General features: G+C 38.3%; 22 protein-coding genes. 10 read left to right on the forward strand and 12 right to left on the reverse strand.

Features of this window, described 5'->3' with window-relative positions:
- Positions 1-49 precede the first annotated feature (49 nt).
- Positions 50-898 (forward strand): hypothetical protein, encoded by an 849-nt coding sequence (locus tag ND812_RS06195; RefSeq protein WP_265374734.1) that lies wholly within the window; start codon positions 50-52, stop codon positions 896-898.
- A gap of 248 nt (positions 899-1,146) precedes the next feature.
- On the opposite strand, the gene ND812_RS06200 is transcribed toward ND812_RS06195, so the two are convergent.
- Both ND812_RS06200 and ilvC read right to left on the reverse strand, forming a co-directional pair.
- Entirely contained in the window at positions 1,147-2,466 is a 1,320-nt protein-coding gene (locus ND812_RS06200) for a thiolase family protein (protein ID WP_265374735.1), read from the reverse strand.
- A 48-nt stretch (positions 2,467-2,514) separates the two neighbouring features.
- Positions 2,515-3,516 (reverse strand): ketol-acid reductoisomerase, encoded by a 1,002-nt coding sequence (gene ilvC / locus ND812_RS06205; protein WP_265358686.1) that lies wholly within the window; start codon positions 3,514-3,516, stop codon positions 2,515-2,517.
- Positions 3,517-4,273: 757 nt separating this feature from the next.
- Here ilvC and ND812_RS06210 point away from each other — a divergent pair.
- The 3 genes from ND812_RS06210 to ND812_RS06220 all read left to right on the forward strand — a co-directional run bounded on the left by ND812_RS06210 (position 4,274) and on the right by ND812_RS06220 (position 6,101).
- Positions 4,274-4,834, forward strand: a complete 561-nt coding sequence (locus ND812_RS06210; RefSeq protein ID WP_265374736.1) for a hypothetical protein — start codon at positions 4,274-4,276, stop codon at positions 4,832-4,834.
- 7 nt (positions 4,835-4,841) lie between these two features.
- A complete protein-coding gene (locus ND812_RS06215; RefSeq protein ID WP_265374737.1) occupies positions 4,842-5,531 on the forward strand; it encodes a hypothetical protein in 690 nt (229 codons plus the stop codon).
- Positions 5,532-5,618: 87 nt separating this feature from the next.
- Entirely contained in the window at positions 5,619-6,101 is a 483-nt protein-coding gene (locus ND812_RS06220) for a hypothetical protein (RefSeq protein ID WP_265374738.1), read from the forward strand.
- An 18-nt stretch (positions 6,102-6,119) separates the two neighbouring features.
- Here ND812_RS06220 and ND812_RS06225 read toward each other — a convergent pair whose 3' ends face one another.
- The 3 genes from ND812_RS06225 to ND812_RS06235 are packed head-to-tail and all read right to left on the reverse strand — an operon-like array spanning position 6,120 to position 13,292.
- Positions 6,120-7,880 carry a PP2C family protein-serine/threonine phosphatase gene (locus tag ND812_RS06225; protein WP_265374739.1) on the reverse strand — a complete coding sequence of 587 codons (1,761 nt, stop codon included), beginning with the start codon at positions 7,878-7,880 and terminating at the stop codon, positions 6,120-6,122.
- Complete coding sequence (locus ND812_RS06230; protein WP_265375915.1) at positions 7,877-9,757, reverse strand: ABC-F family ATP-binding cassette domain-containing protein; 1,881 nt, start codon at positions 9,755-9,757, stop codon at positions 7,877-7,879. Before ND812_RS06230 ends, ND812_RS06225 begins: the two co-directional genes overlap by 4 nt.
- A gap of 40 nt (positions 9,758-9,797) precedes the next feature.
- A complete protein-coding gene (locus ND812_RS06235) occupies positions 9,798-13,292 on the reverse strand; it encodes a PAS domain-containing hybrid sensor histidine kinase/response regulator (protein WP_265374740.1) in 3,495 nt (1,164 codons plus the stop codon).
- A gap of 53 nt (positions 13,293-13,345) precedes the next feature.
- Here ND812_RS06235 and ND812_RS06240 point away from each other — a divergent pair, with 53 nt between their 5' ends.
- From ND812_RS06240 to ND812_RS06255, 4 genes are all read left to right on the forward strand, one after another.
- Complete coding sequence (locus tag ND812_RS06240) at positions 13,346-15,958, forward strand: tol-pal system YbgF family protein (RefSeq protein WP_265374741.1); 2,613 nt, start codon at positions 13,346-13,348, stop codon at positions 15,956-15,958.
- 205 nt (positions 15,959-16,163) lie between these two features.
- Positions 16,164-17,534 (forward strand): hemolysin family protein, encoded by a 1,371-nt coding sequence (locus ND812_RS06245; RefSeq protein ID WP_265374742.1) that lies wholly within the window; start codon positions 16,164-16,166, stop codon positions 17,532-17,534.
- Positions 17,535-18,065, forward strand: coding sequence for a phosphopantothenoylcysteine decarboxylase (locus ND812_RS06250; protein WP_265374743.1), 531 nt, complete (start codon positions 17,535-17,537; stop codon positions 18,063-18,065). It abuts the gene before it with no gap.
- Positions 18,062-18,739 (forward strand): phosphopantothenoylcysteine decarboxylase domain-containing protein, encoded by a 678-nt coding sequence (locus ND812_RS06255; RefSeq protein WP_265374744.1) that lies wholly within the window; start codon positions 18,062-18,064, stop codon positions 18,737-18,739. The genes ND812_RS06250 and ND812_RS06255 overlap by 4 nt, the downstream gene beginning before the upstream one ends.
- Here the strand turns inward: ND812_RS06255 and ND812_RS06260 are convergent.
- Together ND812_RS06260 and ND812_RS06265 are read right to left on the reverse strand one after the other, a co-directional pair.
- Positions 18,725-19,081: a DMT family protein gene (locus ND812_RS06260; protein ID WP_265374745.1), complete on the reverse strand. Its 357-nt coding sequence runs from the start codon at positions 19,079-19,081 to the stop codon at positions 18,725-18,727. The two genes, ND812_RS06255 and ND812_RS06260, sit on opposite strands and share 15 nt — an antisense overlap.
- A gap of 13 nt (positions 19,082-19,094) precedes the next feature.
- The gene (locus tag ND812_RS06265) at positions 19,095-19,850 is read right to left on the reverse strand and encodes an SIR2 family NAD-dependent protein deacylase (protein WP_265374746.1); all 756 of its coding nucleotides are present in this window, start codon (positions 19,848-19,850) and stop codon (positions 19,095-19,097) included.
- 74 nt (positions 19,851-19,924) lie between these two features.
- Here ND812_RS06265 and ND812_RS06270 point away from each other — a divergent pair, with 74 nt between their 5' ends.
- Entirely contained in the window at positions 19,925-21,091 is a 1,167-nt protein-coding gene (locus tag ND812_RS06270) for an aminotransferase class I/II-fold pyridoxal phosphate-dependent enzyme (RefSeq protein ID WP_265374747.1), read from the forward strand.
- 65 nt (positions 21,092-21,156) lie between these two features.
- On the opposite strand, the gene ND812_RS06275 is transcribed toward ND812_RS06270, so the two are convergent.
- The 5 genes from ND812_RS06275 to ND812_RS06295 all read right to left on the reverse strand — a co-directional run bounded on the left by ND812_RS06275 (position 21,157) and on the right by ND812_RS06295 (position 25,705).
- Positions 21,157-21,693, reverse strand: coding sequence for a cytochrome c-type biogenesis protein CcmH (locus tag ND812_RS06275; protein ID WP_265375916.1), 537 nt, complete (start codon positions 21,691-21,693; stop codon positions 21,157-21,159).
- Between the two features lie 107 nt (positions 21,694-21,800).
- On the reverse strand, positions 21,801-24,008 hold the full coding sequence (locus tag ND812_RS06280; RefSeq protein ID WP_265374748.1) for a heme lyase CcmF/NrfE family subunit: 2,208 nt from the start codon (positions 24,006-24,008) through the stop codon (positions 21,801-21,803).
- On the reverse strand, positions 24,005-24,397 hold the full coding sequence (locus ND812_RS06285; RefSeq protein ID WP_100726220.1) for a cytochrome c maturation protein CcmE domain-containing protein: 393 nt from the start codon (positions 24,395-24,397) through the stop codon (positions 24,005-24,007). Before ND812_RS06285 ends, ND812_RS06280 begins: the two co-directional genes overlap by 4 nt.
- A gap of 101 nt (positions 24,398-24,498) precedes the next feature.
- Positions 24,499-25,275, reverse strand: coding sequence for a YdcF family protein (locus tag ND812_RS06290; protein ID WP_265374749.1), 777 nt, complete (start codon positions 25,273-25,275; stop codon positions 24,499-24,501).
- A gap of 28 nt (positions 25,276-25,303) precedes the next feature.
- Positions 25,304-25,705, reverse strand: a complete 402-nt coding sequence (locus ND812_RS06295) for a DUF445 domain-containing protein (RefSeq protein ID WP_322113681.1) — start codon at positions 25,703-25,705, stop codon at positions 25,304-25,306.
- Positions 25,706-25,791: 86 nt separating this feature from the next.
- Here ND812_RS06295 and ND812_RS06300 point away from each other — a divergent pair, with 86 nt between their 5' ends.
- Positions 25,792-26,829, forward strand: coding sequence for an MBL fold metallo-hydrolase (locus ND812_RS06300; RefSeq protein ID WP_265374751.1), 1,038 nt, complete (start codon positions 25,792-25,794; stop codon positions 26,827-26,829).
- Positions 26,830-26,869 lie beyond the last annotated feature (40 nt).

Here is a 26,869-nt window from a genome sequence, read left to right on the forward strand (position 1 = left end):
TCAAGGTAAGATTGTTTTTAAGTAAAAACAAAACTTAATAAGAACCAATATGAAACCATATTCATTAGAACAAATTCGAATCTTAGAAGAGAAAATGATCACTTATGAGATATGGGTGTTTGCTTTGGTTTTGTTTGTTGCCGTACTTCTACTAATTGTTGTCATGCAGAAACTTGCATTGGCAAAACTAAAATCCTCAGAACTTTTTAAATTAAAACAAAGTTTTAAATCCGTTGATAAAGGTTCCATTGAGAGTCAGATGGAAGATCCAAATATCATCGATGTCCATACGATCACACAAACTCCCGTTCACAATGAACGAACGGTAACTGGAAAAGATTTACCGGAACCGGGAACGATCTACAAGTATTCAATCCCAAATGAAGGAAAACGAATCATTGTGATTGGACAAAGAGAAGGAAATATCATCACCCATTCGACTGAAATTTTAGATCACCACCTTAGAATCGATATTTTTCCTATCGATGTTGGAAATACAGAGTATTTGTCCTACCAGATTGAATTTCGCCGTGAAGGAAAAGTTCTATGCCAACTGCCAAATCAAAAAGATTTTCGGGAAATGGATATGAAAGAAACCATTCAGATCACAAAATCAGATTTTGAAGATGGATTTTCTATGTATCCGAGTATCAACATAGAAACACCATTGAGATTACGGTTAGGTGGAAGACTGAGCGTAGACGGAAAATTTAAAATTGGTTTTTTTGAATTTCATTTTTATACAAAAGATATTCTGGAAAGAACGAGTGGTGGTACGAAACGCGTCGAAAAACAATTTTATATAAAATTATATAAAATTTTTCCGGGTTACGATACAGCGAGGCAGTCGCGAGATGGGGTTGTTCCGATGCTTGAGCGGTTTGGGGGGAAGGTGTGAATCTAGTATCCCCGCCCTGAATTGGGTGGGGCTAACCACCCGCCACCCAATACGTCCTCTTTATCACCTCTATTCCCTTTTTGCAAACCCCTTCTCGAATACAGAAAATTCTTTTCAAAAGAGTTCATCCTTTTGCAGATTCCTTCCCGAAATTACTCACTCTTCCTTAAAAAACAAAAAAAGCCAAGGTTTCCCTTGGCTTTTTTCTTCGATCTTTCGAACGAACAAAATTGAATCTTAGATTCGCATTATGGTCTTTCTACGATCATCGATCCTGCGATTCCACCGTGTGCACACGCTGTCACAAGAACTTTCTTTGCATCTTTGTTTTCATGGAAGTCCATGATCGCATTATGTAGTAATCTCACTCCAGTCGCACCAAACGGGTGTCCGATGGCGATTGATCCACCATTAGGATTGATTTTCTTTGCATCAAAGTTCTTTTCCCAATCAAAACCAGTTCTGATTTTGATTTCTTCAAGAGCTGCTACGGCAGTCGCTGCAAATGCTTCATGGATTTCGATTACATCGATGTTTTCCACTTTTTCGCCAACTTCTTCCAAAAGACCAAGAGTTGCTTCCGCTTGTCCAAGTCCCATAAGGTTTGGTGCAACACCTTTCATTTTGAAACCAGTTACAACTGCTTCTGCTTTGAGACCGAGTTTTTTTGCCGCTGCTTCAGAAGCGACGATGATTCCAGCCGCTCCATCAGAACGTGGGCTTGCATTGAAGATGGAAACAGTAGGACCATGAGATTTTTTCAAATCTTTGCCGTATTTTTCTTTCCAAGCATCAAATTTCATCGCTGGGTTATCAAACATAAGCATAGCGCGTCCCATACGAGTTGGGTTTTTCACAAGACCTTCACGAAGGAGAACCGCTTCGTCCGCTTGGAGTGGGTTACCTTCATCGTCTTTTACTTCCATAATATATGGTTTGTAACGACCTTCTTGTGTTGCTTCGAAAGCTCTTTTGAAAGATTCGTAAGCTACTTTGTCTTGTGTTTCACGTGGAAGTGCATAGTTTTGTGCGAGGATTTCTGCTGTTACTTGCATTCCGTAAGAAGTTTCACCATCACCAAGACCATCTTCTAATGTATCACGAAGTTCTACACCTTCAGGAAGGTCGTTTGGAAGTAGTTTTACAAGTGAATCTAAGCTGTTTGTTTTTTTGTTAAGACGAGCATTTTTCACAACGAATGGCATAGAAGTTTGGGATTCTTCACCGATTACTAGGAAAACTTCACCTTCACCTAACATGATTCGGCGAGATGCTTCTGCTACTGCTTCGAGTCCTGATACACAGTTGTTCGCAACTGTTAAGCAAGGAATTTCTAAAGGTAGGTTCATTAGGTTTGCAATCACACGAGCAGAGTTTGGTGCATTTGCAAAACCTTCTCCTACGATCACACCGTCAATGTCAGATGGCTTAAGGCCACTGCGTTTCATTACTTCTTCACCCACTATTTTACCTAAGTGGTGGCCTGGATACTGTGCGAGCGCCTTACCAATTTGTGCAAAAGGAGTTCGAGCAGGTGCTGCGAGTATTATCTTTTGTGTTACTTTCATATAAAATCCTTCTTCCTTTCTTTCTTCTAACTTTCGTTACCTAAACAATTACTTTGCAAGCCACTTCATCATGGAGCGTAGTTTTGATCCTACTGCTTCGATCGGGTGAGCTGCATTTTTTTCTTTGAGTTTTTTGTATTCAGGGTATCCAGCTTTTGTATCAGCCATCCAACGTTTTGCAAACGCGGCCCCCTTGTCTTTTTGGATGTCTGTGAGAACATCTTTCATACGAGCTTTGACACCAGCATCAATCACACGTGGGCCACTGATGTAATCACCATACTCTGCTGTATCAGAGATGGAGAATCGCATACGAGCAAGTCCACCTTCATAAATGAGGTCAGTGATGAGTTTTACTTCATGTAAACATTCGAAGTAAGCGATTTCTGGATCATATCCTGCTTCTGTTAATGTTTCAAATCCACTCATAATGAGGTTTGCCACACCACCACAAAGAACAGCTTGTTCTCCGAAAAGGTCTGTTTCTGTTTCTTCACGGAAAGATGTTTCTAAAATTCCTGCTCTTCCCCCGCCGACTCCACTAGCGTGAGCAAGTGCACGAGCTTTTGCTTGTCCTGTTGCATCTTGGTGAATCGCGATGAGACAAGGTACTCCACCACCTTCTGTGTAAACACGACGAACGAGGTGACCTGGTCCTTTCGGAGCCACCATATACACGTCTACGTTTTTCGGAGGAGTGATTAGATCGTAGTGGATGTTAAAGCCGTGAGAGAAAACAAGAGCTTTTCCTTCACTCAGGTTTGGTTCAATGTCCGCCTTATACATGTCAGCTTGGATGGTATCGGGAGCAAGGATTTGGATGATGTCTGCTTTTTTGGATGCTTCCGCAACATTATAAACTTCAAAACCAGCTTCTTTTGCTTCTTTCACGGATTTGGATCCATCGCGAAGTCCAATAATGACTTTCAAACCAGAATCTTTCATGTTTTGAGCTTGGGCGTGACCTTGGCTTCCGTAGCCAATCACTGCAATGGTTTTACCTTTAAGGAGATTGAGATCGCAACTGTCGTCGTAATAGATATTTGCCATGGATGGGGCACACTTCCTGCGGAAAATTTAACTGATTTTTCCATCATTTTGAACTATAACGAGGGAAACAAGAACGAATTAGGGCGCCTTTCCTTGCTCGCTCCGGACTTCCGCATTCGCTTCGGTCCTTCGGACGGCTAACGCCTCCTCCGCATCAAGGGCGCAAGGTGACATAATATTTCATCTCCTTGTTTTGTACTCTGGTTGATGTCTTCCGATTGTACCCCAAACCACTATAGATTCGATTCGTCAGTTCCATAATCGTAGGAAAAAGCTAATCTTCATCTGTATCAGTCATTTCCATTTTGAATCCAATCCAAAAGAGTTTGGGTAGGTGAAACCCGCAAATGCGGAAACCCTCCATTGAAAAATGAGCACCTCGCTCTTATAATCGAACCATGATGAATCAAATCAATTTTGTATCTATTGAAAGGCTTAGCCAGCAAAGACTAGTTAGGTTTATCTATACGCTGTTCTTGGTGAGTGGGCTCACTATTTTTGCAGGTGGTTGTATTGAGACTAGTGATTCCAGTGAGGTTTTAGCACGGGGTGGTCATGAAGGACGAGGTAGAGACTTTCACCACTCTCCAAATCCCAATGGAGCAGGTAATCACCACCACCCAAGGAATGGTTATTCTCACCCAGGAGGAGGTCCTACTTTTCACTCTCCTCATCAAAGTGGCGGTCATAATGCACAATATGGTCCATCTGATCGCAACCATAACTTAGGCCGTCCTCATAACGGGAGGAGATAAACTTGGTCAAAACAATCACTTCGAGAACCGTTTCGGATTTACTTTTGGCTTACCGTACAATTTGTTCTATGAGATCCAGGTCTCTTCACCGAATCACAATTTTTTCCAGAATGAAAATTCGGCGTATCTTTATACTTTTCATAATTGTATTTCTCTCGATCAGTTGTGCGAGTTTACTCCCAACTGAGAGGCGAGTGTATCCGAAAAATCCAGTTACATTTCCAGAAAGTATGAACATACATGATTGGATCGATACAAAAACTAAACAGTATCCGAATCGACTAAAGACTCTGGTTATCAGTGATTTAGAATATAAAATCACTTACTATCGAAAAGAACATACTTCTTTGGGTTCTTATGTTGCTTGTTCGGCATTGGTGAAAACGATCGAGCCAAGAAAATTAGAAATATATAATATGATCTCTATCGTAAACTATGCGGATTATTCAAAAGGGTATATGCGGAAAAATGGACATTTGGGTCCTATGAATGAAAAAGAAAGGATTGATATCCTTTTGCCTTGCATCGAAGAATTTTTAGAACCTCCCCAACCCAAGGAATGATTGATTTGTGAAATATTTTTTTTCAATTTTTTTAATCTTATGTTTTCATTGTTCCTTTGCTAATTTAGATAGAAATCTAAAACCTTTTTTTAGGGAATCTTCAAAAACAAAAATCTCTGATTCTGTAACCATCTTAAATCAAAATCGAATATATCATTGTAAACAGCGTAAGGGTTGGGTAGAACTGGGTCCAATATTTGGTGAGCCAACCAACCAATACTTTCCCAAAAAACAAAAAGAAATTGGCCAGTCTCGTTATCATTGGAAGGAAATTTACATTCATAACATTGATGATGATAATTTTCAACTAACAGACGTAAAAACGGACTATGTTTTTTTTGTCACCGCAAGTCATCCCCGCAGCGATTGGGAAGAAGGACGGTTTAGCCAAGTACTTCAATTGATAACTCATTGTATTATCCCTTGCAAACAAAAATTCATCCAGGAAGTTAAGGTAAAGTTATTTTATAAGAACAGCTTATTGTTGAAAAAAGTAAGCTCAGTTTCTGGAACTAGTTATTTAAGCCCTTGGTATATTCCATTTCCCTTTCTTTTTCAAATGCGGGATAATGGGAATTTAACAAATGAACCCAGTCTTGTTTCTGCTTTGTACTTACAAGGTTTTCAGGAAGCCATTGATGAGATTTATTTAAATCTGCCGGACGAACTGGCAAAAGAGAAGAAGGGTGTGCCTTAAATGAAAGTAAACCATAAATACGAATTTGTAGGGGGAATAGTAAGAGAAATGGATTCTAAAATGGCTCAATTGAAAATAAGAAAACAAATGAGACAGAGATTGGGTCGACTTAGAATTGGTCCTCTTGGTCTTTTGATTTGTATCTCCACATTTTTTTTGGTCAGTTGTGCGAGTTTACTTCCACCAGAGCGAAGGGTGTATCCCAAAAATCCCGTTTCCCTTCCGAAGGGTATGGACATCCATGATTGGATAGATACAAAAAAGAAAAAATTTCCTAATCAATTACTAGTCCACACCCCGTATGGAGTTGTTTATAAAATGATGTTCTTTCAAAAACAGAAAACCTTTCTCGGATCCTACATCTCTTGTAGTGCCTATATCAGACAAATTGACGGTAAGTTCATTGAGCTAATCGAAATGGCATCTATTATCAACTACTCCGATTATACCAAATCCGTTGGCAGATACAATAAAGGGGGAGACTTGGGTCCTATGAGTGAAAATGAAAGAACGGAGATTCTACTTCCCTGTATCGAAGAATTTTTGGAAACACCAGGGAATCAGGAATGATTTGCCAAAAGAATCAATCTATAATCCAACCATAACCTTTTCTTCGTTATTCCCTGTATAACGAATGAGTCCAAGAGTTAAGTCATCCTGGATGGCGCGAATTCCTCCAGAAAGATGGATCACCGATTGGAAAACTTCGTCGCGAATGGTGAGGAGTGGTTTACTTCTTAGGTCTGTAACAAGTCGGAGAAGTTTATCTTCACCAAACATTTGTAATGTGGATGGTTCTCTTGCTTCAGTGAGTCCATCTGTCAACATCACAATCAAATCACCCTTTTCTAGTTGAAATTTTTCTTCTTCCGCAAGGATGTCAAATATTGGTGTGATGATCCTACCCATTGGTTTTAAACTAACGAGGGCTCCTGATTTTCGAATGATAAAAAGTGGAAAATGACCAGCACGGGCAAAAGTCAAAACACCTGTGTCTGTATGCAAATGAAGTAAACTTGCTGTGACAAAATGTTCACGTAAATTTGGTATGATTTGGTTTCGGATGGATTCCAGGTTTTCTTTTAAGTCACTTGGGTCTTCTTTCCATTTTTCCAGTGATGTTTTCACGAGTGCACTGAGTAGTGCAGCTGGAATTCCGTGACCAGATACATCACAGATAAAAACGCCAAGTTCTTGTTTGTCGGGTTTCCATACGATGTCATACAAATCACCTCCCACTTTCATCATAGGAATGTTTTTGAATTCGATTTCGACTCCATTTGGTATAATTTCTTTTTGTGGGAATAGAGATTCTTGGATCCGTTTTGCCATATCCAATTGTTTTTCAATTTCGATTCTTTGTTCTTCAATGACAGCAGTCCGTTCCAATACCTTAAGTTCCAATTCTTCATTGGCTTTTTCTTTCAGTTCATTTAATACTTGTAAGGATTTTAAGGAAGTCTCTTGGGCACGTTCTCTTTCTCGTGTAGCTGTCACTAGGAAGTATGCAATTCCACTGATACAAAATAAAAATGCATCAAGAAAAATCAGGGAATCATTGATGGAAAGCCCACTGGAATCTCTCCTTGCGAATACACCTTTCCCTTCTATGGTGAGTGTGACAGCTATATAAGAAAGAACTACGGTTGAAAGTGTCGCTCCAAATTGGCGAAATCGAATGCTTGTTACAATCACAAATGGTATCGGAACAAACAAGAGGGGCCATTCATCACTGAAAGCAATAGAGCCAGAGATATAAACTATGATGAGCCAAATAAAGAGCTCTAATTGTTTGGAAAGGTCTAGGTTTAATTTTGATTTGGGATAAAACCAAACATAGAGTAATGGGGCAACAATGAGAAATCCCAACATCTCACCAGAAAACCAAGTGAAGAATACATTGAAGTACAATTCAGAAGATAAAAAATCCCAATACCATAAACTAGTAACACCCATCACAGCACTGAGAAAAGATCCAGGAAAAGTTCCAATGCTTAGGAAATAAATTAAGTCTTTAGTGGAATAAAGTGGATCTGTTTTTTCCGTCACTCGTTTGATGATACGGTAATTGACATAACTACTGAGTGTGTTTCCAATTCCTATAATAAACGCCGTTTGGAAATGAGGGTTATTATAGAAGTTAGCAAGAGTCGCTCCTAAGTATATTCCAGGTAAAGCAGCAGGGCCTAAGAGTAAAAGGGAAGCGAGTCCAACTCCTTCTGGTGGCCAAACGGGGGAAACTTGGCTATTGAGAAAGGCAATATTAAATCCAATTTGTGCTGAAATGAAATATCCTATCAGGATGATGGGAGTCCAAAGCAGAATTCTTGTCGTATGGACCGTTTTCATTCGGTATGAAATTTTTCCCATTCCTCCATTTTGTAAAGAATTTCCGCTTCGATTGTTTGGATTTCTTTGGTTATTTTACCCAATTCCATATGATCATTTGCGAATGTACTCAAATTTGATTCCAATTTGGTTTTTTTCTCTTCCAAGGATGCGATTTCTTTCTCTAGTGTCTGAATTTTCTTTTGGTCTTGTTTTGACTTTTTTGGTTTTTCTTCGCTTATAACCACCGTCTTTGGGATAGTATTGTCTTTAGAAGAACTTGGTTCGTTTTCAATTTCTAAAGTATCTACTTCCAAAAAGGAAGAGAAGGTTCCGATGTAATGGTCTAGTTTACCTTCTTTGCGAAAGATGAGTAAACTTTCCGCTGTACGATCTAGAAAGTAACGATCATGGGAAACAATGACAACTGTTCCTGGAAATTCATCCAAAAAAGATTCCAAAACAGAAAGTGTTTGGATATCGAGATCATTGGTTGGTTCATCTAAGATGAGAAAGTTCGGACCCGTCATCAAAATTTGAACAAGAAAAAGTCGGCGTCTTTCACCTCCAGAGAGTTTGGCGATCGGAGTGTATTGTAACTTCCCATCAAAGAGGAATCGTTCTAACATCTTTGCTGCTGAAATTTTTTCCCCAGATTCTGTTTCGATCATCTCACCTGCAACATCTTTGATGTATTCCAATACATTTCGTTCCAAGGGTAGTTCAGAACTTGTTTGGTCAAAATAACCAACTTTTGTATTGAGGCCTGGTTTTAAGTATCCACTATCGGGTGTCAGCCGGCCAGCGATAAGATTGAGAAGTGTAGATTTCCCGATTCCATTTGGTCCAATGATGCCAAGTCTTTCTTTGGCTTTGAAGGTATAAGTAAAATCATTGATTAAAACTTTTTCACCAATCGATTTTTTTAGATTATGGATCTCTAATATAGTTTTCCCTTGGCGTTTAGCAGCGACACTCAGTTCTAAATCCTTTTGGATTTCCCGTTTTTCTCTACCTTGTAATTCGTTTGCTCGGTCAATCCTTGCTTTTTGTTTGGTGGTGCGGGCTTTTGGTTGGCGTTTTAGCCACTTGACTTCTTGTTTTAAAAACTGTTTGATTTTATCTTCTTGTTTTTGAAGGGTTTCTTCTCGTTCCACTTTTCGTTCTAAATAAATCGAATAATTCCCTTCATAGAGAAAATAATTTCCGCGATCGAGTTCCAAAATTTTGTTCACAATTCGATCTAAAAAATAACGGTCGTGGGTGATGAGTAAGATGGCTTTGTCTAAATTCGCAAGGTAATCTTCTAACCATAAGATGGATTTAACATCCAAATGGTTTGTTGGTTCATCTAAAATGAGTAAATTACTTTCATCAATGAGTGCCTTAGCAAGTTCTACTTTTTTGAGCATTCCACCTGACAACTCAGACATCTTGCGCTCTAGCTTTTCAACACCTAATTCTCGTAATATGGATTTGATTTGTTGTTCGTAATCCCAAGCTGATAATCTGTCCATTTCTTGGGAAACATTTGTAAATTCATCATCCAGTCCTTCTTCCCCTTCACCCATACGTTCACAAATGTCTTCATACTTACGAATGGTTTTTACGAGTTTGTTGTCTCCTTTGTAGATATGGTCGAGGATTGTTTCATTGGAATCAAATACGGGGTTTTGGTCTAATATCGAAATTTTAAGATTATTGTTTTTGATGATCTGGCCTGAATCCGTTTCTTCCTTTCCTAAAATGGCGCGGAGTAGGGTGGACTTACCGGATCCATTGATTCCGACTATGGCAAGTTTTTCGCCTTCGCTAATGGAGAAGTCTAGGTTTGAAAAAAGTTTTTTTTCGCCGATGGTTTTGGAAAGTTTAGATACAGAAACTAGCACAATGTCCATGAGATGGAACAAGGGTCAATCGGACAATCGTATTCAATCTCTAATTTTTCAAAAGCCAGTGTTTCATTTTTTCTGCAATAGTATTCAAAACAACAGGTTTGGATATATAATCATTCATTCCGCTTTCCAAACATCGGTTTTCTTCATCTGACAGAGTGCCTGCGGTCAGTGCAATAATGGGAACATTTTGGCCAATCTGTAGTTTTCTAATTTCTCTAGTTGCGTCATACCCATTCATCTCTGGCATTTGGATGTCCATGAGGACAAGATCAGGTTCGGTTTTTTTAAAATGTTCCACAGCTTCCAAACCATTTGTTGCTTCGATGATTATGGCAGATTGTAAAATTTTTAATACGATTGTTTTTGTTAACATCATATTTACAGGATTGTCTTCTACGATCATCACCTTTGTTTTTTCATTGGTGACAATTGGATTGAACTTTTCTTTTAGATTCGGATCTTTTTCGGAATGTCTTCCTGAAACTAAGTCGTATAAACTTTCATACAAAATATTGGTTTGGATCGGTTTTAATAAAATGACACCGACTCCAATTTCTTTCCCCTTTTCATACAAGGATTCTTCATTGGAAGAGGAATGAATCGTGAATTTCGGAATTTTTGATTTTGATGTGAGCGCATAGACTTTGAGCTTTGAAATCAAATCCAATCCATTCATCTCTGGCATATTGTAATCAGAGATGACGATATCATATGCATTCCCTTCTTGGAAATGATTCAGGGCTAATTTGGGAGAACTGAATGTTATCGTTTCAATATTTTTATAAGCCAACATTTCTCTAATCACAGAAAGATTGGTTTCGTTATCATCAACAACCATAACTCTTTTGATTGATTCCAAGTTCGGTTCAATGTTTCTTTCATTATCAGCAATTGTTATGAATTTAAAATAAAATCGGGATCCTTTGTTTAGTTCGGATTCTAATTCAATTTTACTTCCAAATAATTGTAATAATTTGGAAGAGATTGATAGGCCGAGTCCTGTTCCACCAAACTGCCGTGTAGTGGAACTATCAGCCTGTGCAAATACTTCAAAAATTTTGTTTTGGTTTTCTTTACTAATCCCAATTCCTGTATCTATGACCTCAAATAAGAATTCATATTCGTTTTGATTCACTGGGTTTGCTGTTAATTTGATTTGGATTTCCCCTTTGAGAGTGAACTTAAGGGCATTGCCAATTAAATTCAATAGGATTTGCCGCAGTCGAAGCGAATCAACAAACACATTCCTTGGGACTTTTGGAGAAATATTTAAAATGAGTTCTAAACCTTTTTCGTATGCTTTGTGTTTAACGATTTCAGCAATTTGGTGTAGTAGATCAAAAATATTCACTCTCTCTTTATAGAGTTCCATTTTGCCTGATTCTATTTTAGAAAAATCTAGGATGTCGTTGATCAAATCAAGAAGTGAAAGTGCAGACAAATGCACAGTCTCCATATACTTTCTTTGGACTTGGTTTAAGTCGGTTCGCATCAGTAAGTCTGCAAAACCAATGACTCCATTGAGCGGTGTACGAATTTCATGGCTCATATTTGCCAAAAAATTGGATTTGGCAATGGAAGCCTTTTCTGCTTTTTCCCGTGCAATGATTAAATCTTGTTCTAATATCTTTCTATGAGTGATGTCTGTATGGGTTCCAATCACACGTAAAGGTTTTCCATCTTCTGTACGTTCAATGACTTTCCCTCTGTCAAGAATCCATTTATAAGTTCCATCTTTGCATAACATTCGATGTTCACTCATATATACATTTGAATCACCTCGGAAGTGTTTCTCCAATGCCTCTAAACAATGGTTTAAATCTTCAGGGTGTACTCGCTTTTCCCATTCCGATAAATCAGTTCCCACTTCTGATTCTGAAAAACCTAACATTGATTTCCATTGATTAGAAAAATACACCTGGTCAGTTTCTGCGTTCCAATCCCAAATGCCATCACCAGAACCTTCTAGAGCAAACTGCCATCTCCTTTCACTTTCACGTAACGCTTCTTCGGTGGCTTTCTGAGTTGAAATATCGATCCCAATTCCTAAAAACCCTGTGATTTCTCCTTTTGGATTTTTACTTGCAGTGACCACCAATTGGATTGGGAATTCAGAACCATCTTTGCGTATGTAAGTCCATTCATGAGAATCAAATGCACCTAATCGTGCTTTGTGGACAAAAGTTTCAAAGCCTGAAATGGGAACACCAAACTCTTGCGAAAGGGATTCTGCGCGAAATAATACCTCATCTTCTTTGTGTAAGATGGAAGGTGTATTTTTCCCGATCATTTCTTCTGCGGAATATTGCAAATGGTATTCAGCACCTTTGTTGAAATGGGTAATGGTCCCATTCACATCGGTACCAATAATTGTCACATGGGTTGTTGCATCTAAAATTGTTTCCAATTTAGACAATGCTTCTTCTTTTTGTTTGTCTAAGTTTACACTATTTGTGATGTCTTGGAAACTTCCATACACACGAATGCATTTTCCATTTTCAAAAACTCCATGCCCGATGGTTTTTACCCATTTGAGCTTTCCAGTATTTGTCCTAATTTGTAATATCAGTTCATAAGAAGATCCATCTTGAATAGTTGCTTCAAAAGCTTTCCGTAAAGCAATTTGTTCCGATTCAATCGGGTAAAAGTGGAACGCATTTTCCAAACTGGGTAAATAATCATCATCTACTTCATGGATTCGTTTGGTTTCTTTTGCCCAAAAAATGGTATTATGAATTAAGTCAACTTCCCAAGCGCCTACATTGGCTGCCGCATTTGTTTCTTCGAATAATAAGCGAATACGATTTAATTCGTCTCTCTGATTCTTGATTTCTAATTCTTTTTCTTTACGTTCACTTATGTCAGAAAAATAAGAAATTTTTTCGGTAGGGTAAGAGTCGTAATAACTGACAACACTATATTCAGATAAATAGATGTAACTTCCATCAAGTTTTTTGAAACGAAATTCCCTTTGGTAAGTTCTTTGTTTATTTTTTATGTATTCCTTTTCTTCGCTTTCGATTTGTTTTTGGTCATCAGGGTGTACCAAATCTTGGATTTTTAAATTTCCTTTTTTAAAATCACCCGTTTGGTAACCTAAGTTAAGTGAAACATTGGGTGATACATAGGTAATCAAAAATTCAGAATCAAATTTATATCGAAAAATGACATAGGGTCCACTATCTAAAATCACACCTTCGATATTAAAATTTGGTTCTCCACGTAAAACCACACAAGGCCCAGATTTGGTTTCGAGAAACCTTCCTAAGATCCGGTATTGGTTGCCTAGAAGTGAGGTAAAAAACTGGAATGGAATCCTTCGGCTCAATGTTTCTTGGCACAAATTGGATAAAATAAGCCCATCCCTTGGGATAATGGGGAGTTCCTTTAGGTGTTTTCCAACGCTAATGGAATCTTTTGGGAGGTAAAGATTGGGAGATGTTTGGGCGAATTGGATTTCTAAATTTCCATCCATGATGAGGATGAATTCGTCAAAACTTTCAACAATCGTTTGGTAATCGAAACTTTCTGCCATTTCCCTTTATGTCACTTGACCAAATCCCTTGGTCCTAGAGAATCAAAGATACGATGAAGAGTCGACTGTCACTTTCTATTTTTTTCAGTTTCATCATTCTGATTTCTCATACTACTATATACGCACAAAATCAGAGAAATCATGGCTGGATTGTCTCTGGTGCCCAAGGAAAATTACTCATCCAAGGAAAAGAACAACTTACCATTCGCGATGATTTTCGATTTAAGACTCCAGAATCTCTCACCACGAATCAGGAAATTGATTTTTATCTTATGCTTGGTGAATACTACCTGAGGAAAAAAGACAAGGTTGGAATTGCGAATATTTTATATGACTTAAGGACAAAAAAAGGAGAGTATTCGTTTGCCGATTTTTTACTCACTTCTTTGTGGAAACATTCACAAGGTGACGAAGTCCAAGCCATCAAAACATTAGATACATACATTCAAAAAGAACCAAATACCTACTTTCGTAATTTAGCAAAGAATATGCGAACGAATCTTTTCCAAACAGGAGAGGATGAGAAAAAAACAATGGTACGTATGGATTGTCAAAAAACAAAACCATACTATTCTCTTTGCCGAGTTTTTCGTTTGCAATATTATATCGATCTTCCTACGGGAAAAGATAAAGATATGCACAAACATTTTGTGAACATAATGCGGGTGAGTTCACCATTTTTTGAAGATACCAATTTAGAATGGATTCCACTTCTAGATCGGATTGATGAAGACCTACCAGCCAAATTGTCATTTTTAGGTTTTGTAAGAGAAGGGATTCATTTCCAAAGAATGATCATGGATTTGGAGCGAATCACTGATGGTGCTTATAACGAAAACTCGATCGAAAGATTGGCATTTTTCCAGATTTTATCAGGTGATTATAATGGAGCAGAAGAATCATTTCAGAATTTTTTAAAGTCAGCACGTGGTAAAAAAACATCCATCTTGAATCGTATTTATGTAAAGTTAGGTGCACTTGCCTATTTCCAAAAAGATTATAAAAAATCCTTAGATTATTATATAAAATTAGATCTAAATAATTGGTCTTCAGACATTCATCATCCTTTTTTAAACGAACCGATGAGTTTGGCAGAAGTAAAAGATTTGATTTCAGTTTCTTTGTACAAAGTGAACGGTTCAGAATCAGCACTAAAAGCATTACAAAAAATCAAAGATCCAGAAAAGTTAACAGAGGCAGATATTTGGCCTAAACTCCGTATTTCCCAAATGTTAATGGACCAAAATCCTGAGTTGTCATCTCGGATGACAGATGAGATCATTTATATGGCTCAGGAAAAAAAATGGAGACGATTAGAATACGCGGCTACCATTTTACAGGGTTATAATCAGATCTATCGAAAGGAATATCGTAAATCAACCATTGAACTCACAAAAAGCCGTGGGATTTTAGATGATGAAAATGCATTTTATGCAGCTGAATTTTTACGTAATTTTGGATTTATTTTTGCTCATACCGCTTCTGGAAAAAAAGGTCCTGTGAATGGAAATATCAAAGATGGAATCAGCGATTATTTATTAAACCATCCATACGAAGATTTGTATTACATTCGTAACTACAGGCCACTTGCTTTTTCGACAGATTTGTTTTTTGAATATGCTCTCAGCCATTTACGTGATGATAATGATGTATGGGGACTTTTTGATACATTGTTTAAATACAATTCAGTCAAAACACAACGGAATACAAAGGGGAGTCCCCATTCTTTATTCCAAATTCCATATGTGAACCAACAGTTTAAATTTTTATCTGGATTTTCCACTGCAAGAGAATCTAAGTTTTTCGATTCCACTTATGCAGAGAGTAGGGAAACGGAAAATTTGATCCAGAGGAAAAATGAAGAAGAAAATACACGTTCCTTAGAATCAGTCAAACTTCCTACTGTATTCCTCCTTCCTTATAAAGATGAGTTTTATGTTTTCACATTCAATCCAAAAGATTCCAAACGAAACCAATTGAATTGGAAAATGGTACGAACACAAAGACCCGATGCTTCTGATATTATAGATGTTGTGAGAGAACTTGTTTCTGCAAATAAGGACCATGATAAAATTCAAATTTATCTAAATGAATCTGGGATGGGATTGTTTCGTTCTCTCAAAAAAGAAATGAAAGAACAGTCCTTTGTCTTTTTCTTTAGTTTGTATCCCAACACAGACACTCAAAAACCTCTCAATTTGTATTCTTGGAAATGTCCGACAAACTTGCGTTCGCTGGATGGAAAAGGAATCACACTTGTTGACACCGCTTATTTTGAAGGATCGAGGATATTAAAAGACAAAGAACGATTACATCTATGGGATTTTCCTACTAATGCCAGTGTTTCCAATTTAGGTCCTGTCCTCAGTTGGTCCTGCCGATCGGAAACTGGGGTCACAGAGGAGATTTCTTTACTCAAATTGTACCGCAGGATCGATTACCGAACGGTTCCAAAAATGATCGTCTATACCGAACGAGTGTTAGGGAAATCATGGAACGACCCGAATCTCCACCAAGAGTGGTTACATTTTTGGTTTCGCTCTGGCACAAAAAAAATTGGATACCTTCCAACACTTCCTGTCCTTGACCAGATTTCATTACAAAGCCTGACCGAACAAGCAGCGTACAAAGAAGACGGGGTTTGGATTTATTCTACGGCCCAATAAATGTGACATAAAGGTTTTAATCGAAATTAAAATTTCGATTAGGGTTTTGGACGATGGAAGGATTGGATTTTGATTTCCGATGTGATTTCCTGGAAAATCTCCGCAAATTGTAGGCGACACTAGAAGTTCGGTCCAAAATACTTAATTCTGTTCCTCATTATACAATGGACCCTGATCTTAAAACTTTAGTGGTGTTCGAGTTTCTATGGAAATAATCGGCATCTTTCTCATCTTCCTCCTTGTCTTTGTCAATGGTTTCTTCGTCGCTGCAGAGTTTGCGATGGTATCAATCCGCCCCTCTCGTCTAGAGGAGCTTGTCAAAGAAAACCGGGCCATGTCCCATCTCACCAAAAAAGCGGTCTCTAAAATCGATGATATGTTATCGGTTTGCCAAGTAGGGATCACCATCGCCAGTTTACTCCTTGGTTGGATTGGTGAGGCTTTATTTGCGAGTGTTGTCTCTGGATTCCTTCACATGTTCCAAATTGAATTGGATCTGGTGACCATCCACAGTATCTCGATCGGTGTATCCTTCACACTCATCACTCTATTGCATGTCATCTTAGGAGAGTTAGTTCCTAAAACTTTGGCAATCCAGAATACCGAAGCAATTGCACTCGGTGTATCGGCTCCCATGTGGCTTTTTTATTATTTGTTTTTTCCTGTAACTTTTGTCATGAATAGATTGGCAGGTGGGATTCTCACTCTGTTCCGTTTGCAACGAACAGGTGATAAATATGTCCATTCTGCTGAAGAACTCATGATCATCATCGAGGAACAAAGAAAACAAGGTCGAATTGATAATGCAGAAATGCAACTCATCCAGAAAACCTTTGATTTTTCGGAACATACTGCCAAGGATGTAATGACACATCGTCTTTCCATCATTGGAATTCCACAAGAATCAACGATCGACAAACTACTTCCCCTCATTGCCGAACATAGTTTTTCAAGATACCCAGTTTACAACCAAACACTCGATAAAATTGTTGGGATTGTCCACGTTCAAAAATTTTTAAAATGGCAAGCGGCCCATCTGTCGGCCAAAGGCAAAAAAGAAAAAATTACCGTTATCATGGAAAAGGATTTTGTAAAAGTTCCTGAATCCATGTCCATCGAACGAGTGATGACAAAACTCCGTGAGAAAAAACAACATATGGCGATTGTCATTGATGAATACGGTGGAGTTTCCGGCTTACTTACGTTAGAAGATATTATCGAAGAATTTTTTGGTGAAATTCGAGATGAAACTGACACCGATGAAGTGGATGTAACTTCCAAGAATAAAAAAACTAAAACCATCACTCTCGATGGAGAAACCGAACTTTCTAGCTTAACTGATATATTAGAAGGGGAAGAACCATCCGATATGGAAGAGGTTCGAACCATCGCTGGTTACTTTATGGAAAAAAATGAAGATATGCCAAAAGAAGGTAGTATCGTTCAAATCAAAAAAGGTAGCCTCAAGGTGAAAAAAATGGAAGGAAACAAAATCATTTCCATCCTATTCACACCGAAATTAGAAGAAGACCACGATGCCGAAATGGAACGGGAATTATCCTACGAGGATCGGTAAATGAAAGAAATTATCATCGCAGTCTCAGGTTCTATCGCCTCTTATAAAGCTTGTGATTTGGTTAGAGGTCTTACCAAAAACGGATACCCAGTGCGAGTGATTATGACGGCTAACGCCACTAAGTTTGTTGGTAAAATTACCTTTGAAGCTCTAACTAGTAAACCTGTTCGAATTGATGAATTTGATACGGGTATGGCTCATATTGAGATCAAAAACATTGCATCCGTTTTTGCAGTTGTTCCAGCTTCCGCTAACATCATAGGAAAAATGGCTAATGGAATCGCTGATGATTTGGTGACTTCTACTTACCTTGCATGTACTTCACCAGTGCTTGTGGCACCTTCCATGAATCCTGGGATGTATCTCCATCCTGCTGTACAACGGAATTTAAAAACATTAGTAGCCGATGGTGTACATATTGTATCTCCAGACAAAGGCATTGTTGTTTGTGGTGATGAAGGGTATGGAAAGTTAGCAACAGTCGAAACCATCATGGAACAAATCATCGAACTTCATAGAAAAAATTCATGAATTTAAAATTCAAACGTGTTGTCATTACATCTGGTCCCACACGCGAGTGGATTGACCCTGTTCGGTATATCTCTAATGCTTCGTCTGGAAAAATGGGATATGAAATTGCAAAGTATTTTTTACAATACCCTGTAGATGTGATTTATATCCATGGGAATACCTTGGAACGATATGCGAATGTGGAAGGCGCCAAACAAAACTTAGAAGTCGAAACAACAATGCAACTTCGAGATACAGTTTTATCTCAAATGTTGGATGATACTTTACTTGTGATGGCAGCGGCTCCTGCAGATTTTCGTCCCATCATGACTGCAGAACATAAAATCAAAAAAGAAAGAACTTCTGAAGGAAGTAAGGGATTATTACTCGAATTAGAAGAAAATCCAGATGTTTTAAAACAAGTGGATGAGTACATCAAAGAAAACCAAATCAAGAATTCGATTCGCGTTGGGTTTGCAGCAGAAACAAATGATTTGGAAAAACATGCGAGAGAAAAACTCGTTCGCAAAGGTTTACATTACATCGTAGGAAATGTAGTTGGACATGGAAAAGGATTTGGTGAAGTAGAATCGATATTACGTATTTTTGGTCCGAGTGGACTTGTGAAAGAGATTGGACCTTTACCAAAAGAGGAACTTGCAAAGTCCCTTGTCCAATTTTTAGTGACTGTTTGAATTGTTCCCAAATCCAAACGCAAAAAAACCAGCAAGTAAGATCAATCCAAAACTAACGATATAATTCCATTTGATTTTTTCGCCTAAAAACAAGGTGGCAAAAAGGATAAAAACAAAGATTGTAATCATCTCTTGGATGATCTTTAATTGGAATCCTTCATATTTATATACAGTATACCCGATTCGATTGGCAGGTACCATAAGCACATATTCAAAAAATGCAATGCCCCATGAAAACAAAATCACATAAAACATTTGGTTTGATTTTGCATATTTTAAATGGCCATACCAGGCAAAAGTCATAAAGATATTGGATAAAACAAGTAAAACAAATGTTAGCATAATTTGGGATCCTTTAGTCTAATGGTTCGTTTGGAAATACTTCATTCCAAATTTTGGGTAATACTTCACCTGATTTTCCACCAAAATGGTGTTTCATGGAAGGTGTAAGATTTGTTTCAGCTGGATTGATTTCAATCCCGATTGCTCCATTCCGAATCGCGGTGAGCGCTAATTGGGCGGGGACAGATACGTTGGCACTCGTTCCAATGACAAAAACGATTTGTGATTGTTTACATAGTTCCCAACTTTTTGTGAGAAGTGTTTGGTCATACTCTTCTCCAAACCAAACAATGTCGGGCCTAAGTAGGGATTCACAATGTTTACAAAATTTAAGTCCAGGATGGTCTAAACCATCTTGTTCCAAATGGAATTTTGCCGAACAATTTGTACACCTGACACGAAAAATATTCCCATGAAGTTCGATGATGGATTCACTTCCTGCACGCGGATGAAGGCCGTCTACATTTTGAGTAATGAGGGAAACAGAACTTGATTTTTTTTGCCATTTGGCAATTGTTATATGGCCTGGATTGGGTTTTGCATTTTTACAAATATTCCTTCGCCAATCGTACCATTCCCAAACGAGTTCTGGATTTTTTAGGAAAGCTTCAGGAGTTGCTAAATCCTCTGCTCGGAAGTTTTTCCAAAGTCCACCTTCTCCGCGAAACGTTGGGATTCCACTTTCGTTTGAAATACCAGCCCCTGTCAGAAAGATGATACTCTTTGCTCTCCGAATTATTTCCAAAGATTCTTGCGGTAACACGTCCATTTCTTTGGTTCATTCTAACAAATTCTTAGAAAAATTAAATCGGAAAAAATTTTAGGCCAGGAAAACTGGTGATTGTGAGCCATCATTGGGAAGAAATTCAAAAAAAACTGGAGTCCATCAAGGAAAAACAATTATTTCGGGAAACTAAAACCTATCATGGGATTGATTTTTGTTCCAATGATTACATGGGCCTAGCCACTAACTCTCGTATGTTGGAATACTACAGGTCTTTAACAGATTTGTATCCCTTTGGTTCGACAGCTTCACGGCTTGTTCGTGGAAATTATGATTCCATGGATTTGTTCGAAACGGAATTTGCAAACTTTGTGAATGGAGAGGCAGCCTTACTTGTTTCCAATGGTTTTGTCGCAAACTTGGGGCTCATTGATTCCATTGCTGCGCCAAATTGTTATGTTTTTACAGACCGTTTGAATCATGCCTCGATTTTGGATGGGATACGGATTTCTGGTGCCAAAAAAAAATACTACAACCACTTGGATTTGCAACATTTACAAACGTTACTAAACAAGGCAAATGCCGAAGACCCAAACCAGAAACACAAACGAATCGTTGTTACCGAATCTTTGTTTAGTATGGATGGAGATAGCCCCGATTTTTCCAAACTACTCACATTAAAAAAACAATATGGGTTTGTCCTGATTGTGGATGAAGCACACGCACTCGGAGTGTATGGCAAAGAAGGCAAGGGGATTTTGTTTCGCGATTTACCTCCCGAAGACATTCAATCGATTGATTACCGAGTGTATACACTCGGTAAATCATTTGGATTGGAAGGAGGGATCATCGTAACAAAACAAATGGGTAGAGACCATTTGGTCAATGTCATGCGACCATTTATATTTTCTACGGCACCACTACCCATCATTTCTAAATTGGCAATGTATGCTTTAGACTTATTACGATCTATGGAGACTGAGAGGTTTCATTTATTTGAACTCACTAGAGAATTAAAACAATCGTTACAAACGAATGGTTTTATGATTACGAATACAGAATCTCATATCATCCCTTTATTACTTTCATCCGAAAAAGAATCTTTATATTATGCCAAACGATTACAGGAGATGGGTCTCGATGTTCGCGCCATCCGTCCACCGACAGTTCCCACGCCAAGATTGCGGATCAGTTTGAATGCAAAATTAACAAGGGAGGATACAAATTCTTTAGTCTCTGCGTTGGTTCAAATTCGGAAAGATTGTGAAACGGTATCCTTTCCTTAATTGAGATTCGTATTCTTTTGAATCTATCCTTGGTCCGAATGAAAAATTCCTACCTTCAGAATCTCTTAAGACTCTTCAAATTTGCGAATTTTTTCTTTGATGGCTTCTGTTGTAGAAGTTGATGGAGTTTTGGAGTTTGATTGGGAAAGAGCAGATTTTTCACGTGATTTTTTAGTTCCATATCGATAGATCCCAAATAACCCAAGAACACCTAATCCAAGTAATGTGGCATTGATCCAAGTATCATCAGGTTTTGCTAAGATTTTAGGACCAAAACCATACACGATCGAATCAACCATACCTTGGTTTCCATTTTCTTGGAACATGATTACAATAGGGTCTTGTAAAACTGAAGTGCCAAATCCATTTTCCATTTTGGAAATGATTTCTCCTTCTCCCATTCCTTCTTTGATTCGATTTTCAATGAAACTTTTGAGATAACTGGAAGCAGCACACATGTTAAAGGAACACGACTGGATAGGAAGGCTTGGTAAACAGATACATCGGATTTTCTCTGTGACCTTAAGGAAGGTTTGGATCTGAGTTTCTTCTTTTAGATTGGTGGTTGTTTTTTGAGAAAACACATTACTTGTGATTCCCATAAAGAGTACAATCGAAAGGAACCCTCGTAATAAAAAACCCGTCGAAACATACCGATTGCCTATTGGGAACATTGGCATTCGAAACGAACTTTCATATCCTATTTGTTTCATATTGGATTCCCTTTGGTTTGTTTTTTCCTTTCGCCTATGGGGAGTAACAAAAAGATTCCAGACATAAAATAGAGTAAGGATCCAATCCAAATCAATTTTACAAGTGGGTTGATCCAAACTTCTAAATTTGCTACAATTTGCCTTGGGAAATTGAGGAAAAGTTTGAGTTTGTCTGTTTCACTTCCTGGTGTGAAGTAATACTGCATGAACATGAGTGGTAAGTCAGGGTTTTCTGATTTTAGATCCGAAGTTTCAATTGCACCCAGTTGGATGTAAAAATCTTCTTTTGCCATGGAGTGGATGGCTGGTTCACTTGTTGGGATATGGGTTTCGAAATCTCCCGTTAGGTGGGAAATCTGTGGATAAAACCTACGTTCAGTATCAAGTGTCGCAATTTTTTCCAATCCACGATAAATTCCGTAACTAGCTTCTTGGGACACAATCACATTTTGGATGTTAGGTTCCCCGCCAAGTCCAGAGATAAGAACAGGTTTGATTTTGAGTGTGTTTGCTTCGATTTGATAACCACCAATCATTGCTTTGTCGATGGATTGGTAGATGATTTCTTCTGAAGTAGGTGGTTGGAGCTCATAAAAGAAACGAACGGATGTATTGATTTTAAAGGCATTCCCAGCATAACCAATAAAGATAAGAACAAGGGAGAAGTGTACTAAATACCCACCATATCGTCTTTTGTTTTTAAGAAGTAAGTTTAGCCCAGCTCGTAACAAAGATTCATCTTTGTGTTCATCTCGTCTTGCTTTGATTCCTCGGTAGTATTCTTGGATGATCCCGGCAATGGTAAATACACCAATTCCGACTGTGAGAACGGAATACACTTCTGCTAAAACATCTCCGTACTTGGAATCGGGTTTTGTAAAGTTTTGTGAATAAAACAGGATGTAGAGTCCACCACCCAAAATTCCAAATAGGAAAGGTTTGAGTAAGGTAGAAAAAAATACTGCTCCAGCACCTTTTCGCCAAGCAAGTAATGGTGCTGAACCCATGAGTAATAATAAAAAGATCCCTGCAGGAACACCCCAAGAATTAAACCAAGGAGCTTTAAATTCTTTACCATAGAGGAGAGGGGAAAATACACCTAACAAAATAGCTGCGGTCGAAAGTACCAAAAGAAAGTTGTTTAATAAAAAACTTCCTTCTTTGGAGGTGATAGCTTCTAAGTTTCGTTCTGGTGTGAGGTTTTTCCTTCGGTAGATCACAAACCCTGTGAAAAACAAAAAACTTGCGATGATATAAACGATAAACGGAGTCCCGATTGTCGATTTGGAAAAACTATGAGGACCTTCGAGAACACCTGAACGAGTGATCCATGTGCCAAGTAAACTAAAGTGAAAGGCAAGGATCACGAGTAACATATTCCAAAACTTCAACATTCCTCGACGTTCTTGGATAACAACAGAATGAACAAAGGCACTTGTGAGTAACCAAGGCATTAACGATGCGTTTTCGACTGGGTCCCATGCCCAATACCCACCCCAACCTAACTCTTCGTAGGCCCATTTGGATCCGAGTAAAATTCCTGTACCGAGAAAAAACCAAGAAAACAAAGTCCATTTACGAATGAACTTCATCCAATCTTCTGAAAGTTGGCCCGATACAAGTGCTGACATTGCAATTGCAAATGGTATGGAGATACTCACATAACCAATATAAAGAATGGGAGGGTGGATGATCATGGCCCAGTGTTGGAGGAGGGGATTCAGTCCTCTTCCTGCCGCTGCTTCGGGAACAAATTCGCGGAATGGTTGAGCGTCTCCATAAAACACAGCGAGGAAACTAAAAAAACCAGATAAAACCGCAAGGATGAGATTCATCATTGGGATTCGGTCTTCTATGGACTTACGAGTTTGCCATAACACGATGAAGGTGAAAACATTTAAAATCAAATTCCAAAACAGTAAACTACCCGATGACCCAGACCAAATAGAAGTCATTTTATAAAATAAAGGGAGATGTTCGCTGGAATGCATCACCACATAATAGTTGCTATAGTCTGATCTGACAAGTTGTGTGAGTAAAACGACAAAGGTTAATACAATGACAAATGGATTTGTCATAAGGGCCAAACGACCTAGTTCCACAGCTTTTCGTTCTTTTGAAATGATTCCGTAGATGGTTTGGATGGCAGAAAAAATTAAAATGGCGAGAGATGCAGAAAGTAATATGGTTCCTAAATTATTCATTTTTCCTCAGCATACCCTGCTTCATATTTGGAAGCACATTTCGCTTCGACGTGACTTGCAACAAGGACTCCCTTTTCTAATTTTCCATCCACTCGTGCCCTTGCTCCTTCTTTAAAAGCATCTGGCAAAAGTGTTTCTCCTGTAAAAAAAACAGGGATGATTTGGTCGTTGAGTTCCAAATCAAATTTTGCTTTTTTCCCTTCACGCACCAAACTCCCTACGCGAACAAATCCCCTCACTCGTAAGTTTTGTTCCGAGTATTTTGTGGGATTGGCAGCAAGTTCAGAAGCATCGAGGAGAAGATACGATGTTTCTTGTGAGGAAAAATAAGCAATGCCTCCAAGAGAGATTGCAATGAGGAATAAAAGGGTTAAAAACTTACGATTCATAGTCCATTCTTTAGACGAAATCACGTCTTTCCTCTAAGCTCTCTGATTGGTAGTTTCGGTCAAACAAAAAGGTTATAGGGAATCATTCGGAAAAACCTGATTTAAAGGTAGGATTTGGCACGGTAAACAAAATACCCAACCCATTCCTTTATCGCAAATGTAGTCGTATCAAGATAACCAGCTGATGGTAAAAACAATTCAAAGGCACCAGAATCCATTTGAAATGATCTATAATCGGTTGGGAAAAGGAACGCATTTAAATTTTGTTTTTGGAAACAACCAGATGCACGTTTCATATGAAAGGCTGAAGTGATCAGGATATAGGTTTTAAAATTTAATTTCTCCACGATTTTTTTCGTTTCAACTGCATTTTCATATGTATTTCTGGAATTGTTTTCTAAGATGATGTCGGATTCTTTTACACCTAAATCGATTAACAACGATTTGGCTAAGTTTGCCTCGCGGAATTCGTCAGACAATAACAAACCAGACCCACCAGTAAATAGGATTTTTTTGACTTTGCCTGCATTGTAAAGGCGAACAGCATCTGTGATTCGGTCTGCAGAATCTGTGAGTTCAGGCCTTGCCTTTACGGAAGAAATGGTTTGGATCATTCCACCGAGAACAATGGCTACATCCGCATTGGGAGCATCCTGGATGGAAATAGGAGGATAATCTTTTTCCAGACTAGATACAAGTGAATTGGCAATGTAAGAACTGGAAGTGAGATATAAAAACAAACAAACGAGAAAAAAAAGAAACTTCGTTTTCTTTGGTTTGATGCGAAACAATAGATACAAACAAAAGAGGAAAAAAACAGGTAAGGGGTAAAGAAATATGGTAAGAACTTTTGAGAAAATGAAAAATAAGGAATCCATAATCTAAGGATTGGAACCACCGCCAGTTTTACCAGTCCAAATCAGGACCAAGAACTCCTATTCCACTTCCCCAATATTGAGAAGGGTGGGGGTAACGAACAGAGACACCAAGTGGAGAACGTGAGTATTTCCAATCCCTTGCGATCTGTTTTCTCAATTGTATTTGTTCTTCTGAAACTCCTATTTCTGGATCATTTAAGAACTGTTTGGTGAGCTCAACCCATTCTTTGATTGCTGCTGGATTTTGTTTTTTTAAATCTTGGATGAGGATTCGTAGTTCGAACTCAGCGTCTTCCCTGAGATCCCTTGCAATTTCTGAAATTTCGGCATTGGAACCAAAAACAGTTTCGTTTCCTTCCGTACGATCGACTGCATCTCTCCATTTTGCATAGGCGATGAACAAATTTTTTGTTTCGTCAAATCGATACATTATAGTATGAGATTTTGCTTTGGATTCAGAAAAAGGCAATCGAAAAATGAAGCTTTCCATTTTTGCTTCTTAACAGTCTAAACTTCGTGAAATGGAAAAACGTAATCTCCCTTCTTTTGTCAATTGGATTGTCGACAAACATCCTTTCTGATTCCAAAATCCTAAAAACACACCATGCCGAATCCGGATTCCAGAACCCAAATCCTGATTTCAAACGAAAAGGTTTCTGGGATGTTTTTGCATGGCAATGGGATCGGTTTTTTTTACCGTACAGTTTGGACGCTAAAGCCTATCCAGAGTTTCCCATCCTAAAAAATGATGGAAGTCTCTTACAAAAGAATCAATCCAAACTATCGGTGACTTGGGTTGGACATGCGACAACTCTTGTCCAAATGGATGGAGTGAATATCCTCACAGATCCTATCTGGAGTGAAAGATGTTCTCCACTCAGTTTTGCTGGTCCAAAACGATACACTCCACCTGGAATTTCGATCACTAATTTACCAAAAATTGATATCATCATCTTATCTCATAATCATTACGATCATACTGATATCCCCACTTTAAAAATCTTAGAAGAAACATTCCATCCCTTGGTTCTCACTGGACTTGGGAATCGAAAATTATTGTTAGGTGCTGGACTGAAACATGTAAAAGAATTGGATTGGTGGGAAGAAGTAACATTTCGTTCGCTAAAATTAACTTTCACTCCGACACAACATTTTAGTGGCAGAAGTCTTTTTGACCGTGATGAAACTTTATGGGGGAGTTTTATGGTCGTCGGTGCAAAAGAGAAAGTTTATTTTGCAGGTGATACTGGGTATTACACTCATTTTAAAGAGATCGCAAACCATTTTGGTCCCATCGACATTGCGATTTTACCAATTGGTGCGACAGAACCAAGATGGCTTATGGAACCAGTCCACATTGATCCAAACCAAGCAGTGCTCAGTTTTTTAGATCTAAAGGCAAAATACCTAGTTCCGATGCATTATATGACCTTTGTTTTATCGGACGAACCTCTTGATTCTCCTGTGCCCCGCACAAAAGAGGCATTGAAACAATCGGGAATCTCCGAATCGGCATTTGTTCCTTTAAAAATTGGAGAATCACGCTTTTTTTAGTTCCAAGTGATTTCTCTTTCGGGTATGCTGTCCTAAAAAA

It is taken from the genome of Leptospira limi, from assembly GCF_026151395.1.
Lineage (GTDB): Bacteria > Spirochaetota > Leptospiria > Leptospirales > Leptospiraceae > Leptospira_A > Leptospira_A limi.